This window comes from Eisenbergiella tayi (assembly GCF_001881565.1).
Classification (GTDB): Bacteria; Bacillota; Clostridia; order Lachnospirales; family Lachnospiraceae; genus Eisenbergiella; species Eisenbergiella tayi.
The window spans coordinates 519,675-532,992 of sequence record NZ_MPDJ01000003.1 but is presented as its reverse complement, the minus strand read 5'-3'; the positions used below and the strand labels follow the sequence as shown (position 1 = coordinate 532,992).

Here is a 13,318-nt window from a genome sequence, read left to right as displayed (position 1 = left end):
TGTATATGCTGCAGCCGTATCTGACAACCGCTATATTTTCTTACTAAACATATTCTTTCTTCCGCCGTAATCCGGATGGTAAACCCCGCTGGACGGATCCACAGTCCCTGCATCGGATCCCGTTTTTATCAGCTCCGAGCGGGCAAAATCCTGTGATTTTTTGTTATAGTACCGGATGTTGTCAATCGCCTTCTGCAGCCTGTCATAAAGCAGCTGCCAGTCCTGCCTGCAGGAGGAAGAGCCCTCTCCATTCCCGGCCTCCGGCTGAAGAGGTATGAGCTCACGGAAGGTTTTCCCTTCCACTCCATGCTCCTGAAAAAGACGCATCCTGGCCTGTTCCAGATTTTCCAGCTGCTTATCCATCGCCTGCTGTACCATGATGCTCTGTTCTATTTTCTTCAGATCCCCGGATAGCAGCAAATCCAGCTTCTCCTGCTGGGTCACTTCCATTTTTTCCAGGAATTCCGTATATTCTGTTAAAAATACAAATATTTCTTCCACATCGGCCGCCTTTTCTTATAAACCTGACATCAGTTTCTTAGCCACCAGCTCGGCGGATATCTGATAAGTGCCATCCCCGATCTGCTGCTTCAGCTGCGCAATACGCTCCTCCGAAGCCGGTTCCTTAAGGGAGGAACTCACTGCGGAAGAATAAACCGATGCCTCCTGCTTCTTCACAGCATCGCTGCTGATACAGATCTCATCGCCCTTCCCGCCTGCACTTCCGGCCGGGACAGCTGTATTTTTTTCCAGTTTCCTGCCGCTGCTTACGGCACTCTGATATATTGCATATTTGCCTGTTATCTTTATATCCATTTTCAGCACCCTTTCCCGGTATTTACTCTGTCAACTGTATTGTCGTACATCCGTTGTATATCTTTAGCTATTTTACAAAAAAATTTGGATAGTTGTTTCCCCTGCTGTTTGTTGTTATAATATAATGTGATTGAGGTGCGGTTTTTCTCTCTGCATCTACGCTTTCGGGGTTCCTCCGACACTTTTTCCTGTCCTCCGGACTCCCAAGGTACACAGAGAAAAACCGCATGATAACCATGTATAAATTGTTACCGCAACACACGGAGGTTACTTTACTTATGGCTAAAACCATCGTTCTTTCCAACCAGAAAGGCGGTGTGGGAAAAACTACCACTGCTAACGCCCTCGCCCTCATTTTTCGGGAAAGAGGATATAAAGTTCTTGCGGTTGACCTGGATCCCCAGGGAAACCTGAGTTTCAGCACAGGGGCCGATACCGACGGCACGGCGACTATTTATGAAGTTCTGAAGGAGGAAGTCAAACCCCGTTTTGCCATTCAGAAAACCGGGCTTGTGGATATCATTCCTTCCAATATACTGCTCAGTTCCATCGAACTGGAATTTACCGGCACGCAGAGGGAATATCTGCTGCGAAGGGCGCTGGAACCGCTGCAGCAGGTTTATGATTATATTTTTATCGATTCCCCTCCTGCCCTGGGTATTCTGACTGTCAATGCTTTCACTGCGTCGGATTTTGTCCTGGTGCCCATGATGTCCGATATATTCAGCCTCCAGGGACTCACCCAGCTTTCGGAGACCGTTTCCAGGGTGAAAAATTTCTGCAACCCGGATCTGCAGATTCTGGGAGTTTTTCTCACCAAACACAATCCCAAGACCCGTTTCAGCCGGGAAGTCAAAGGAGCCTTGAATATGATCGCCCAGGACTTTTCCATCCCTGTTCTGGATACTTTTATCAGGGAAAGCGTAGCTCTGCGGGAAGCACAGTCCATCCAGCAGTCCGTACTGGATTATGCCCCTTCCTGTAATGCCGTACAGGATTATAAAACGCTGACGGATGAACTTCAGGAAAGGGGGCTGTAGGCATGGCTAAAAGCAAAGCTGAAATAGACAAGGAAATCATGTACCGCAAAATCATGCCTTCCTCTACCCGTTCCCAGCCGGTTCATACAGAGGCACCTACCTCCGTTAGTAATATGGACAGCGCCCCTTCCCCTACTTCCGCAGGTATGGCCGATGCACTGCGCCGCTCCCTCACCACACCTGTACAGATGCGGGAAAATAAGGATTCCGTACTTGTGAACCTGATGGAAGAGCTTGTCCTTACCCGACTGGATTCCACCATTCAGCGTTTTAACTGCTGCCGGTGTGATAAATGTAAAAAAGATATTGCCGCCCTTGCTTTAAACCGCCTTGCCCCTCACTATACGGTAATCGAAGGCAACCGGGAACAAAAGCAGAAAGAAGCGGAAGAAAAATATGCATCTGAAGTAACGGGAGCGCTTGTTCAGGCAATCCTGGTTGTAAAAAAGGAGCCGCGGCATTAGCTGCGGCTCACTTCAGTTCCTGACTCATATTTTATAACTTTTTCATTTCACGATATATTGCTTCACTGTCATACTCCGGTGCAAACTTCGCGGCCGCCCGGCAAATCCGAGTCACGGTATCTCTATCCTCATCCAATTCAAGAGCAATTTCTTCTTCCTGTTTTCCTTTCAGAAGTTTCTTTGTGACAAACTTGATCAACATCATTTGTTCTCCATTTTCCTGGCCTTCCTGCCTTGCCATCTCAGCAATTTCTTCCAATGCCCTGCACATATCCACTTCCCCTTTCTCTTTTTTACTTTCTGCCTTCCACCACTTATCCACGTGAAGCAGTTCTCTGAGACAATCATATGTTTCATAAGGAATATGACTGAACTCTTCCGAATGTTCCTGTATGTATTTCCTCATACCCATTCCATCTGACGATATTGCCAGCAGAGAAAAAATAAGCTTTAAATCAGTCCTGAAATTTTCCGGATCCACATCGGTTGGCTGTACCAGATTCACTTTGTAATTGGACATAAACGGTTTCATATCTTCATATTCTTCCGGGATATCCAAAAGGTCATAAAGCTCCCTCGGCCCTTCCCATTCCCCTGTCCCATAATACAGGCAAATGGTAATCACCGGCGCAAGCCTGTCTTCCCGCAGCAAACCGGACAAAAATTCCGAACTGTCACGATAATCCTTATCTCTCCGGTGCATGTCGGAAATTTCTTTTACCTGCGTTGCATAATTCAAGGCATCATAAACCATTTCCCTGACCGGCATGGCATAATGTGTTTTTTCCTGCCCTTCCACTGCGAAAACTGCATACGTTGTTCGGCCGGATGCTTTACGGATTATGTCACGGTACCGTCTGGCCGATACCTTTTTTCCTTCTTTATCTGAGAAAGAAATCATAGATTCTCCTGGCAGATCACCCAGCATATCTGCCTTCAGCACCTGCTTTCCCTGAAAGAGAGAGCCATTAAATAAATCACTGAAATTCTCAGGCTTCTCCAGGAATTTCTTTATTACCGCGTCCTTCTCGTTTGACATATAAGCACAATACCTCCTTATGAATTGATGGTTAATCCAAAAGATATGTGCTTTATATGGATTATTATAGTGATATACCAGCAAAAAAGCAATTCTTTTGGGATATAAAATAGAAAATAAAAATGAATAAATGGCTGATACAGCCTGAGAAAAATACAAGAAACTGATAACCAGATAAATTATTTATATCATAATTTTCCGAAAAATGAAATGAGGATCTTACTTTTGAATCATTAAAAAAGTATAAACATAAAAGCAGCTATGATATGAAGATTTATTATTTATTTCATAATAAAAAAGAAGGCCGCGCTCCCGAAGGAGTCTGCGGCCTTCCCATTTGTTTATAAGAATTACTGTAATAACTGTAAGATGGACTGAGGCTGCTGATTTGCCTGAGCCAGCATTGCCTGTGCGGACTGCATAAGAACGCTGTTCTTTGTGAATTCCATCATCTCTTTTGCCATATCAACGTCACGGATACGGGATTCCGCCGCTGTGATATTTTCGGTTGTTACGCCAAGGTTGTTGATGGTGTGCTCCAGACGATTCTGGATGGCACCTAATTTACCGCGGCTAGTGGAAACCTGATTAATTGCGTCTTTGATTTTACTGATTGCAGCAGATGCTCCAGGCCTTGTGCTAATATCTATATCACCAATGCCTAAGGAGGAAACATGCATATCGTCTATAGAAAGTTCTAACTGATTCCAAGCATCATTAGTATCTCCGATTTGAAGTTCTATACCGCCTCCAGCCGCTAAACCGGCACCACCAGCTAATGTTAAACCTGCTCCTGCTCCTGCTTCAGTTACAAAAGAAGATCCATCCATTGTACCCTCAAAGGATACACGCATATTTGCACCAGCATCAGCCAACATTTTATTAATATCACTAGCACTATATTTTTGATTTCCAACTAAATTAACGGTAACATTACCATCTGCACCTTGTACTGCCCCAAGTACATTAGCATTATTAGCAGTAGCCTTAAAAATTTTACCATCAAAATCTTTTCCTGCTTTAATCGCAGTTACTGTTAATTTACCTGTCGCTCCATCTTTTTGCGATTGTGCTGCTTCTTTTGCTTCCAATGTAGCAAGAGTATCTGTTCCTGTACCTGCCGTAAAACTATTTTTATCAACTGTTAGATTTATTTTGCCAACAGCTTCACCAGGAAGTCCACTAAGTCCATTTATCAACTTATTTAGCTTATCCTGATTATATGTATCACCGTTCTTCATAGTTAAGGTAATTGTCTTTGTTCCATCATTCCATGCGGCACTTTCTGCTGTACCATTTTTTATAACTACCTTATACCCTGTTGGAGCTGATAAGGTAAACTCAGCACCTTCAACAATTTTATCTGCTGCTGCCAAAACATTTGCAGTATCACCGACCTTGCCAACACCCATAGACCCATCCAAAAGATTAATCCCATTAAAGTTAGTACTATCAGCAATACGGTTAATTTCATCCTTCAATGCACTGACTTCATCCTGCAGAGCCTTACGATCAACATCATCGGTATAAGTACCATTGGAAGATTTGGTAGCCAGTTCCTGCATACGGTTCAGCATGGAATGAACTTCCTGTAATCCGCCTTCAGCTGTCTGTACTAAGGAAATAGCATCCTGGGAGTTATCGGAAGCTGCGGTCAAACCTTTAATCTGAGCTCTCATCTTCTCGGAAATAGCCAGCCCTGCAGCATCATCACCTGCGCGGTTGATTCTGTAGCCGGATGATAACTTCTCCAAAGATTTGGATACTGCGCTGTTGTTGTTTCCCAACTGTCTGTGGGAATTTAATGCCATAATGTTGTGTTGAATTCTCATACTATTACCTCCATGTAATAATTTCTTCGGGAAATCCTTTTCCCTCATTTTTATTTTATTAAGCAGTACCGGACGGGCCCTTGCCCGGCACCAAACAGGAGGAACTTACTGTCCCTGCTGTTCTACCTAAGTGATCGTACCTAATTTTTTATTCTTTATCGTGATATTTCACAAAAAGTAAATTTCATTTTGTGCTATTTTACATATAATACTCAAACTTCGCACTTGCCCTTGTCCCTTCCGGCCAGTGATTACGGTGCTGCTGCCCGGCTTGGATTCCCTTCCTTCCCTCTGCCGGCCATACAGGGTTTCCTGTAAGGGGCGTATAAACTCGCCGGTCCTTAGGCCGCGTACTTTGCGGCCTTAGTACCGCTGCGTGTTTATCCGAGCGAGAGCGTCCCCTGCAAGGATCCCTGCATAGCCGGCAGAGGGAAGGAAGGGAATCCAAGCCGGGCAGCAGCACCGTAATCACTGGCCGGAAGGGACAAGGGCATGTGCGAAGTTTGAGTATTATACCTATTTTTCAAATCACAGTTGTACCCGACTCACCACATCACCCATACAGGCTTTCTTCAATATAAAATTCCTCCAAGCACATCCCTGTCTCCTTCAGATACTGGGCAGCCGCTTTCCCCACATATCTGAAATGCCAGGGTTCATAATCAATCCCGGTCAGTTCTTCTTTCCCCTGGTCATAACGCAGGATAAACCCATAATCCCAGCAATTCTCACGCAGCCATTTTCCCTCTTTGGTATCAGCAAAACCGGCTTCCAGCTTCTGATAGGATTCACAGTAAATATCCACAGCCAGGCCGAGGCAATGTTCACCGGATCCTGGAATAGAAAGCAACCTGCGGGCCATCTGATTGGCTTCTTCCATGGAATAGCCCTGTTTCACATAGGCGGAAACCTTCCGGTTAAACAGCATTTCCTGCTTATCCAGAGTCCGGTAGCCGGAACAGACAACAGGTGACAATCCCTGCTCCTTCATATCCGAAAGCATCTCCATAAGCGGATCGTAAATGCGTTCGTCTACGGACTGCCCCTGTCCGGGAACCTCCTTCAAAACAGGCAGATAGTCTTCCGGGATAGGATATTGGGCATTGGTCAGTATCAGGCACCACATATCTTCAGGATTAAGTATCAATCCTTCCTGACCTTCCGCTTTCCCGTCTCCCTTCTCCTGCTCCATCACCTGTTCTCCGTTTTCTTCCTGCCCGGCAGCAAGCCCGGCCTGCGCAGCGTTTCCCGTTTCCAACGTCTCCGCCTGCAGTGCCTGCGCCCGCTCTTCTTCCAGCTGGGCATGGGCGGATATATACATAAAAATCAGGATCAGAAGGAAGGTATAAATCACCGTCCTTCTGGTCCTGACCACTCTCCGGTCTTCCGGCTTTTTCCTGCTCACGTTTCTTTCCCTTCCTGATCAGTTTTTCCTTTCTGATCAACGTATTCTTTTAAGCTGTTCGTTCTGGCACCGTAAGATATAGCGGTAGAGGATATCCTCCTGCAGATTGGTCATCTCACTGAATTCACAGCCGTAACCGATGTAGTTTTCCGGTTTCTCCACACTTCTGCGGATGGTGCATTCATAGAGCATGTTTTCTTTCATGGCGGGGATTACAATGCTGAAGGTTTCTCCCACTCCCAGCACTTCCTTTGTCCTGAACATCAGGCCGCCCAGGCTGATATCCACGAGGGAAACCTTGAAATCCTGGTATTCTTTTATTGTGCCGTCCGGCTGCTGGTGGGTGAGGTTAAAGATAATGCCGTCACGTCTCGTACTGATTCGGAAATATTCGCGGCGTTCATCGTTAGTAGCTTCGTTTAAGTCTATAATCCGAATCAATTCCTGATTGGAAATATAGACTCTGCCTATAAGCACGCGGAATCCCAGCCGTGCATTGTAGACTTCCACCTTGACAAAGAGGTTATAGCTTATTACAGGAAGTTCATTCCTGGTACTGCTGATATCTATAAAGCTGGTCTTAATCCTGTGCAGGGTACCCATCATCAACAAATCGTTGTTCTTGGCTTTCACCACACAGGAAGAGCCTATATATCCTTCCGACAGATCAATCATGCTGTTGTTTCCCCTCACTTAGTTTCTGTGCTGTCTTTCTCCGTTTCTTTTTTCCCGGCAGATACGAGTCCGTCCCTGAGAGAGGGGCGTGCCGTTCTTTTTTCCGGGCCGGCTTCCGTATTTTGGGTCTTATATTCTGCGGAAGCGGATGTTTTTCCTGCGGTTGGTGATTTTCCTGCGGTTGGAACTTTTCCTGCTGCCGGAGTTTTTCCCACAGCCGGAGAATTCCCATGGGTTCTGGCAGAAGCTTCCATCAGTTTTCCATAAATAGCCGCTATCACCTCGTACAGCTCCACCGGTATGTTGGTTCCCACGTCCAGCATGCACAAAAGAGAGGCGGCGCTGTCATCTTTAAAAACAGGAATGCCTTTCTGCTCGGCAATATCTATGATTTTTTCGGCCATGGGGCCGTAACCGGAGGCTATGACCACCGGGGCCGTATCCTCTTCCATGTTGTATTTGAGGGCGGCGGCTTTATTTTTCTTAAATTTTGACATCTACGCCGGTCCTCCTGTAGGGCAGGGTTTTAAATACATCCATCAGAGAGCGGATATGCTCCAGCTTCTCCACCTTGGCATCGCTCATCTGGTATCCTTTTTGTTCCGCAATCTTCTTAAATTCGGGAAGAAGGCCTGAAAAAAGCTTTACATAGCCTTTGGGGCAGAGCAGAAGAAAATTGATGGTTTTTCCGCTCACCATGAATTCCGCTTCCAGCTGTCCGATCCCCTCAATGTCAAAAGTAATCAGGATGTGGATATGGCTGCCGTCTCCGCCGTCCTTTGCCGAAGCTTCCCGGTCGTCAGGATCGATCCACAGTTCGGAGAAGGCTTTCATTCCCTGGAAGTCCACAGGTATGACGAAATGCAGGAGGGGCGTGTAATTGCAGGGGGAGGAAAGAAGGCTGGTGAGGATTTTTTCGATGCGGTCGCCGTTTAAGCTCTGCATGCCGCTTTCCTTATCCTGTTTTGCAATGATTTCCGCCAGGGTATCCACTACGTGGGAGCGTGTCCGGCTGTTGTCGGCTTTCGGGAATTGTTCTATATATTCCTTCACAAGCATACGCAGCTGATCCTTGGCCTCTCTGCTGTTCATCCTGACCAGAAGGCCGAACAGGGCTTCCTGGAGAAAGGCTTCATTTTCCCGGTAGCGGGAAAGATTATAGATGATGTTCGGCACTACCCGGGCCGCCTGGGGGGTATACAGGATGCTCCCCTCCATTTCCTTAAGAAGGGCCTGTGCCTGTAATTTGAGTTCCTGGAAAAGGGTTCCGTCATCCTGGCGGAAGCCTGCCGCCAGTTCCCGGAGGCGGGGCGCCAGGTTTTTGCTGGCGGAGAGCTGTTCCGCAAGGAAGGAAAAGCCATTGGCGGCGGAGTCTTCCGCATCCTTTCTGGAAAGGATGGAATTGATCGCTTTCAGTAATTCTGCGGTTTCTGTGCGAAGCTCGGGATTTTCTTTGACCAGGGAGCGCAGGAAATCAAAAAGCGGGCCTTTAAAAAGGGTGGAGGAGTATTCCTGGCGCATCATTTCATCCACAATGGAATCGGGATGGATCAAAAGAGCCTGGAAAAGCTGCTGGATTTCTTCCGTTACCGTGTTGTTGTTCACGGGCAGAAGGCTGATGATTTCTTCAAGCATAGTGATGTTTTTCAGGTAGTTCACGGTCACATCCGGATCCTTGAGCAGATTCATCAGTGTGGCGGCGCCCGCATCCCGCTGGAAGATGTTATGCTGGGAAAGAAGGGCGCTGCTGTTGGGATTTCTTGCGATGTGGCTGATTTCCTGGAGATCAAAGGGGATGGAAGGGTCTGTTACGTTTTTATTCTGTTGGACGATGTTCTTGCCGATTACCGGAGATGTTACCTTCAAGATGTCAGCCATATTTCCCGTTTCCCCTCATTTTATTTCTGTCAGAGCATGCCCTTGCGGATTTCTCCGTCCAGATAGTAATAGCTCACACTGTCTTCTTTATCCATAACCACAAGCCTGGAATCCCCGATGCAGATAATCGTACCGGGATAAACCTCATCCGCCTGGAGGCGGGTCCTTCCTACCTCCCGGATTTGTTTTGCCAGCTGTGCTGCTTTGCTCTGCAGCTGACGCTGTTTGAGTTTGTTTACCGATGCTTCCAGGTTCAGGGCGCTCAGTCTCTGCTGCTGGACGGGCGTCAGGCTTCCCCGGTTCTGCTTTTCGGTAAGCCAGGCCGTATTTTTGCGGTTTTCTTCCATCTGTTCGGATACTTCACGAATTTCCCGGGCCGCTTTTTCCGCTTCCGCAATAAGCTGCGGGGTGGCTCCCAGCGTGACGGAGGTGGTGATGTGGCTCGCCGCCCCTACCGCTTTGACATTCATTTCATTGTATACGGAACAGCTTCCCCCGATAAAGGCTCCCCTGCGTCCCACAAGGGTGAGATTGTTTTCACAGGCAACCTGGGAGTTGATGATATATTCCGCCTGGATATTGCTGCCGGCGTGAATGGTACAGTCCTCCAGGAATTTGGCGGTAATATCGCCTCCCGCTTCCAGGACGCCGCAGTGCATGCCGCGCATTCCTTTCTGGAGCTGGATATCTCCGCCCGCGATGAGCGCGGCTCCCTCCACCATTCCCATAACCGTAATATTCCCTTTGGCGCGTACTTCATAGCCCTCAAATACATCTCCCTGGATAAATACGCTGCCGCTGAAATTAATATTTCCAATGGAATTATCCACATTTCCGGCCACTTCGAATACCTTTTCCACATGGAAACGGCCGCTGCGGAAGGTCAGATTGCCCTCGCAGGCCGCCACGAGCTGTGTGCCGTCCTCGTTATAGGTGATGTTTTTTCCCTGGGGGATGGCCGGCATAGCGCCCTGTCTGCCCCGGACCGGCTGTCCGTAAATATTCATGCCGTCTTCCGGGTCTGTGGGACGGGTGATCTGACATACCACATCGCCTTCCTTTACATTATGGATCAGGTTCATGTTTTTAAAATCAATGCCCCCATTTTGTTTGGTGGCATATTTCAGCTGTACCTGTCTCGGAAAAAAATCCTTTATTTTCCCGCTGGTTCCGTCCTTTGCAGGCTTGCCCGAGGCAATGACAAACAGCTGACGGTAACGTTTGTTTTCCGCGATATCACGGATTTTTTCCTCATCAATCCCATAGGTGATATGCTTCTCCTGAAGGGCTTTGTAAAGGGCCTCCTCTGTTATATCCGCCCCGTCCCCTTCCGGTTCCCATACCATCATGGTTGCTTTCATTTTATCATCTGTTATAGCAAGCTCCAGGGAAGCATCCCTGGATGGGACGATCTCTTCTTCCGGTTCTGCAGGCATTTCCTCAGAGTCCGGTTCTTCCGCGCCCCGGCTTCTGGCGTCCAGCTCCCTCTGCTTCTGCAGCTCCGCTTCATTCCAGTCTTCCACGGTTTCAATCAGGGGCTCAGGCTCCGTTTTCCGCGGTATATCCGGCTGTTCGGAAAGCTCCTCATCTGTCTCCTGAGGAATTGCTTCTCCGCCATCATGCATATGTTCCTGTTTATCGTCCCCCCCGTGGTCCGACAGAGGGGTTTCCTGCTTTGCTTCTTCCTCCCCATCTTCCCCGAGGTATTTCATAAACAGATTATAAAGCAGACTTTTTTCCTTCATGGGAACTCTCCTTTACCGGTTGACATACCTGTTTTCCGCCCTTTTGCATCACTTATCTCAGATTATTGATGATCTCTTCGATCTGATCCGCAGTTGTCACAATCCTTCCGTTCAGCTGGAATGCGCGTTGGGCCTCAATGACATTCACCATTTCCGAAGAGAGCTCGGTGCCGGACAGTTCAAGGGCTCCGGATACGATACGGTTGCTGTTTGTCTGTTCCTTAACCGCTGTCCACTGGCCGGAAAACTCTCCGGAACGGTATCTGTTATTACCCATATGCACGAGTCCTTCCGGATTATCACAGGTAAACAGGCCTATTTTTTTATTCAGGCCGTCCAGGTCCAGCTGATTGGTGGCCTGTTCTTTTCCGTCTTTATCTTTCACAACCTTTTTGGTCAGCTGGATGCGCTTTCCATCTCCGTCCAGCACAAAATATCCGTCCCTGGTAGCCAGGAAGTCCCCCTCCTCCGATACGGATATTTTGAAGGAGCCATCCCTGGTATACAGCGGCTGGGTTCCTCCGTTTCCTTTTTCCACGGCGAAAAAACCGTCTCCTGTAATGGCAAAATCCAGCGGCTGTCCGCTTTTTTCAAATGCCCCCTGGATGAAAACCGGCTGCACATCACTCATTTTTACGCCGTGTCCGGTAAGAAGCTCTCCGGATTTGACGTCCATCTGCGTGTACAGCAGATCCTGAAAGGCTCCTCTTTCTGCCTTGTAAGCCGTAGTGTTCACATTTGCCATGTTATTGGCGGTGATATCCAGGGCGGACTGAAAGGTCCTCATCCCGGAAACCGCCGTATAAAATGCTGTATTCATCTTTCTTTTCTCCCATCTGCACGCTTCGCCGTATGCAGGGTGTATGCGCGCGTGAATTCTGCGCTGCGCTTTTTACCCTCAGATTTTTCCGATTTCCGAAACCGTCTTCTGGTTCATCTGGTCGATGATGGTAAGCGCCTTGCTGCAGGACTGAAACGCGCGCTGGATTTCCATGGTTCTGGTCATTTCCGCGCTCAAGTCCACGTTGGAGCCCTCCAGGCTGCCCTGAATCACGGCGGTATTCACGGGAAGAAGCTGTGCATTTCCCGCCTGGAACATTCCGTTTTCATAGAACTGCATATTTTCGGGTATATCCGGCATCACGATTCTGAGCGTTCCCAGGATATCTCCCTTTCCGTTCCGGAAGGTACCCTGTTCATCTACCTGAAAACCTTCATTTCCGGGACGGACGGGGCCATTTTCTCCCATGAGCCTTCCTATTCCGTTCAGGCTCAGATATCCTTCGGCATCCATGCGGAAATTGCCGTTCCGGGTCAGATACTCTCCGTTCTCTCCCTGGATGACGAAATAACCGTCTCCGCCAAGGGCCAGATCATAGGCGCCTCCGGTCTCGGTCAGGTCCCCGGGTTTAAAGGAAACCGCCTGGGATGCGGCCGCCGTCATGAGTGATCCGCTTCCCATGGAAGTGGATTTTCCTCCCTGCATACGCAGGAATTCTTCTTCAAAGGTGGTTTTAATCAGTCTTTGTTCCCGATAACCGGGTGTCTTAACATTTGCCATATTATTGGCGTTCAGGTTCAGTGCCCTCTGATTGGTGAGCACGCCTGAAGCCGCCGTATAAAAACCTGATAACATCGGTTTCCTCCTAACCTTCCATATATTCCCGCAGACTGTCTCTGAGTTTTTTGACAGCCTTCGTATGGATCTGGCATACGCGGGATTCCACTACGTCCAGAATCCGGGCGATATCCGCATATTTTAATTCTTCATAATAGTAAAGGGTGATGACCAGCCGTTCTTTTTCCGTAAGTCCCTCCACAGCCCGGGCCAGCACTTCCGTAAGCTCCTGCCGGCAGTAGCTTTCTTCCGGCCTTAAAGAAAGATCCGGGCTTTCCGGTTCCATCCGGCTGGCATTTTCCTGTGCATCCTGCATCATCCCTTCAAAAGAAAGGATGGAGGCACGATCCATATACTGCAGGTGGCTCTCAATTTTTTCTGTTGGAAGGCCCATGTAAGCGGCTACCTCCGCCGCATCCGGTTCCCTCATTTTTTCATTTGCCAGCTGCCGGAAGGCTTCTTCGATATGTCTCTGCAGGGAACGGGCCCGATGAGGCACCCAGTCCTGGCTTCGTACAAAATCTATCAGCGAACCTCTTACCCGCAGGAATGCAAAGGTTTCAAACTTCGCGCCCCTTGTTTCATCGTATCGTTCCAGACAATCCATCAGCGCAAGTACGCCCTGGTTCACCAAATCTTCTTCCTGTGCATAGCCGGATGCCATGCCTCTCATCTGCACCGCGGCGGAACGCACAAGGTGGATATATTCATTTATCAGTTTTTCTCTTAACTCCGGGCTGCCGGTCTGCTGGTATTCCTTCAGCATCCGGGCTTCCCGGGTTTCCGTCAACTCCGCCAACATTTTT

The 13,318-nt window shown here is 48.2% G+C and carries 14 protein-coding genes; 2 read left to right on the top strand and 12 right to left on the bottom strand.

Annotated features, from left to right (window positions below):
* Positions 1-30 precede the first annotated feature (30 nt).
* Together BLA28_RS13670 and BLA28_RS13665 are read right to left on the bottom strand one after the other, a co-directional pair.
* Positions 31-501 carry a flagellar export chaperone FlgN gene (locus BLA28_RS13670; RefSeq protein ID WP_069158596.1) on the bottom strand — a complete coding sequence of 157 codons (471 nt, stop codon included), beginning with the start codon at positions 499-501 and terminating at the stop codon, positions 31-33.
* 15 nt (positions 502-516) lie between these two features.
* Entirely contained in the window at positions 517-816 is a 300-nt protein-coding gene (locus tag BLA28_RS13665) for a flagellar biosynthesis anti-sigma factor FlgM (protein ID WP_069158597.1), read from the bottom strand.
* A 278-nt stretch (positions 817-1,094) separates the two neighbouring features.
* On the opposite strand from BLA28_RS13665, the gene BLA28_RS13660 reads away from it, so the two are divergent.
* Together BLA28_RS13660 and BLA28_RS13655 are read left to right on the top strand one after the other, a co-directional pair.
* On the top strand, positions 1,095-1,856 hold the full coding sequence (locus BLA28_RS13660) for a ParA family protein (protein WP_044971244.1): 762 nt from the start codon (positions 1,095-1,097) through the stop codon (positions 1,854-1,856).
* Positions 1,857-1,858: 2 nt separating this feature from the next.
* Positions 1,859-2,320: a late competence development ComFB family protein gene (locus BLA28_RS13655; protein WP_069158598.1), complete on the top strand. Its 462-nt coding sequence runs from the start codon at positions 1,859-1,861 to the stop codon at positions 2,318-2,320.
* A 31-nt stretch (positions 2,321-2,351) separates the two neighbouring features.
* Here the strand turns inward: BLA28_RS13655 and BLA28_RS13650 are convergent, their stop codons facing one another.
* From BLA28_RS13650 to BLA28_RS13605, 10 genes are all read right to left on the bottom strand, one after another.
* Complete coding sequence (locus BLA28_RS13650; protein WP_069158599.1) at positions 2,352-3,359, bottom strand: Rpn family recombination-promoting nuclease/putative transposase; 1,008 nt, start codon at positions 3,357-3,359, stop codon at positions 2,352-2,354.
* Between the two features lie 350 nt (positions 3,360-3,709).
* Positions 3,710-5,191 carry a flagellin N-terminal helical domain-containing protein gene (locus BLA28_RS13645; RefSeq protein ID WP_069158600.1) on the bottom strand — a complete coding sequence of 494 codons (1,482 nt, stop codon included), beginning with the start codon at positions 5,189-5,191 and terminating at the stop codon, positions 3,710-3,712.
* Between the two features lie 553 nt (positions 5,192-5,744).
* Entirely contained in the window at positions 5,745-6,596 is an 852-nt protein-coding gene (locus BLA28_RS13640) for a M15 family metallopeptidase (protein WP_069158601.1), read from the bottom strand.
* Positions 6,597-6,632: 36 nt separating this feature from the next.
* The gene (locus tag BLA28_RS13635) at positions 6,633-7,271 is read right to left on the bottom strand and encodes a PilZ domain-containing protein (RefSeq protein WP_069154704.1); all 639 of its coding nucleotides are present in this window, start codon (positions 7,269-7,271) and stop codon (positions 6,633-6,635) included.
* Between the two features lie 14 nt (positions 7,272-7,285).
* Positions 7,286-7,768: an EscU/YscU/HrcU family type III secretion system export apparatus switch protein gene (locus tag BLA28_RS34210; protein ID WP_081330137.1), complete on the bottom strand. Its 483-nt coding sequence runs from the start codon at positions 7,766-7,768 to the stop codon at positions 7,286-7,288.
* Positions 7,755-9,149 (bottom strand): antitoxin, encoded by a 1,395-nt coding sequence (locus BLA28_RS13625; protein ID WP_069158602.1) that lies wholly within the window; start codon positions 9,147-9,149, stop codon positions 7,755-7,757. Before BLA28_RS13625 ends, BLA28_RS34210 begins: the two co-directional genes overlap by 14 nt.
* A gap of 29 nt (positions 9,150-9,178) precedes the next feature.
* Positions 9,179-10,894 carry a DUF342 domain-containing protein gene (locus tag BLA28_RS13620; protein WP_069158603.1) on the bottom strand — a complete coding sequence of 572 codons (1,716 nt, stop codon included), beginning with the start codon at positions 10,892-10,894 and terminating at the stop codon, positions 9,179-9,181.
* A gap of 52 nt (positions 10,895-10,946) precedes the next feature.
* On the bottom strand, positions 10,947-11,714 hold the full coding sequence (locus tag BLA28_RS13615; RefSeq protein WP_044972748.1) for a flagellar hook-basal body protein: 768 nt from the start codon (positions 11,712-11,714) through the stop codon (positions 10,947-10,949).
* 78 nt (positions 11,715-11,792) lie between these two features.
* Positions 11,793-12,530, bottom strand: a complete 738-nt coding sequence (locus BLA28_RS13610) for a flagellar hook-basal body protein (RefSeq protein ID WP_009250501.1) — start codon at positions 12,528-12,530, stop codon at positions 11,793-11,795.
* A gap of 10 nt (positions 12,531-12,540) precedes the next feature.
* Positions 12,541-13,314: a sigma-70 family RNA polymerase sigma factor gene (locus tag BLA28_RS13605; RefSeq protein WP_069158604.1), complete on the bottom strand. Its 774-nt coding sequence runs from the start codon at positions 13,312-13,314 to the stop codon at positions 12,541-12,543.
* Between the last annotated feature and the right edge of the window lie 4 nt (positions 13,315-13,318).

Excerpts from the sequence above, each read along its gene's own strand:
- BLA28_RS13615 (WP_044972748.1), bottom strand. The coding sequence starts at position 11,714 with ATGAATACAGCATTTTATACGGCGGTTTCCGGGATGAGGACCTTTCAG.
- BLA28_RS13665 (WP_069158597.1), bottom strand. The coding sequence starts at position 816 with ATGGATATAAAGATAACAGGCAAATATGCAATATATCAGAGTGCCGTA.
- BLA28_RS13625 (WP_069158602.1), bottom strand. The coding sequence starts at position 9,149 with ATGGCTGACATCTTGAAGGTAACATCTCCGGTAATCGGCAAGAACATC.
- BLA28_RS13620 (WP_069158603.1), bottom strand. The coding sequence starts at position 10,894 with ATGAAGGAAAAAAGTCTGCTTTATAATCTGTTTATGAAATACCTCGGG.
- BLA28_RS13610 (WP_009250501.1), bottom strand. The coding sequence starts at position 12,530 with ATGTTATCAGGTTTTTATACGGCGGCTTCAGGCGTGCTCACCAATCAG.
- BLA28_RS13645 (WP_069158600.1), bottom strand. The coding sequence starts at position 5,191 with ATGAGAATTCAACACAACATTATGGCATTAAATTCCCACAGACAGTTG.
- BLA28_RS13660 (WP_044971244.1), top strand. The coding sequence starts at position 1,095 with ATGGCTAAAACCATCGTTCTTTCCAACCAGAAAGGCGGTGTGGGAAAA.
- BLA28_RS13650 (WP_069158599.1), bottom strand. The coding sequence starts at position 3,359 with ATGTCAAACGAGAAGGACGCGGTAATAAAGAAATTCCTGGAGAAGCCT.
- BLA28_RS34210 (WP_081330137.1), bottom strand. The coding sequence starts at position 7,768 with ATGTCAAAATTTAAGAAAAATAAAGCCGCCGCCCTCAAATACAACATG.
- BLA28_RS13655 (WP_069158598.1), top strand. The coding sequence starts at position 1,859 with ATGGCTAAAAGCAAAGCTGAAATAGACAAGGAAATCATGTACCGCAAA.
- BLA28_RS13635 (WP_069154704.1), bottom strand. The coding sequence starts at position 7,271 with ATGATTGATCTGTCGGAAGGATATATAGGCTCTTCCTGTGTGGTGAAA.
- BLA28_RS13605 (WP_069158604.1), bottom strand. The coding sequence starts at position 13,314 with ATGTTGGCGGAGTTGACGGAAACCCGGGAAGCCCGGATGCTGAAGGAA.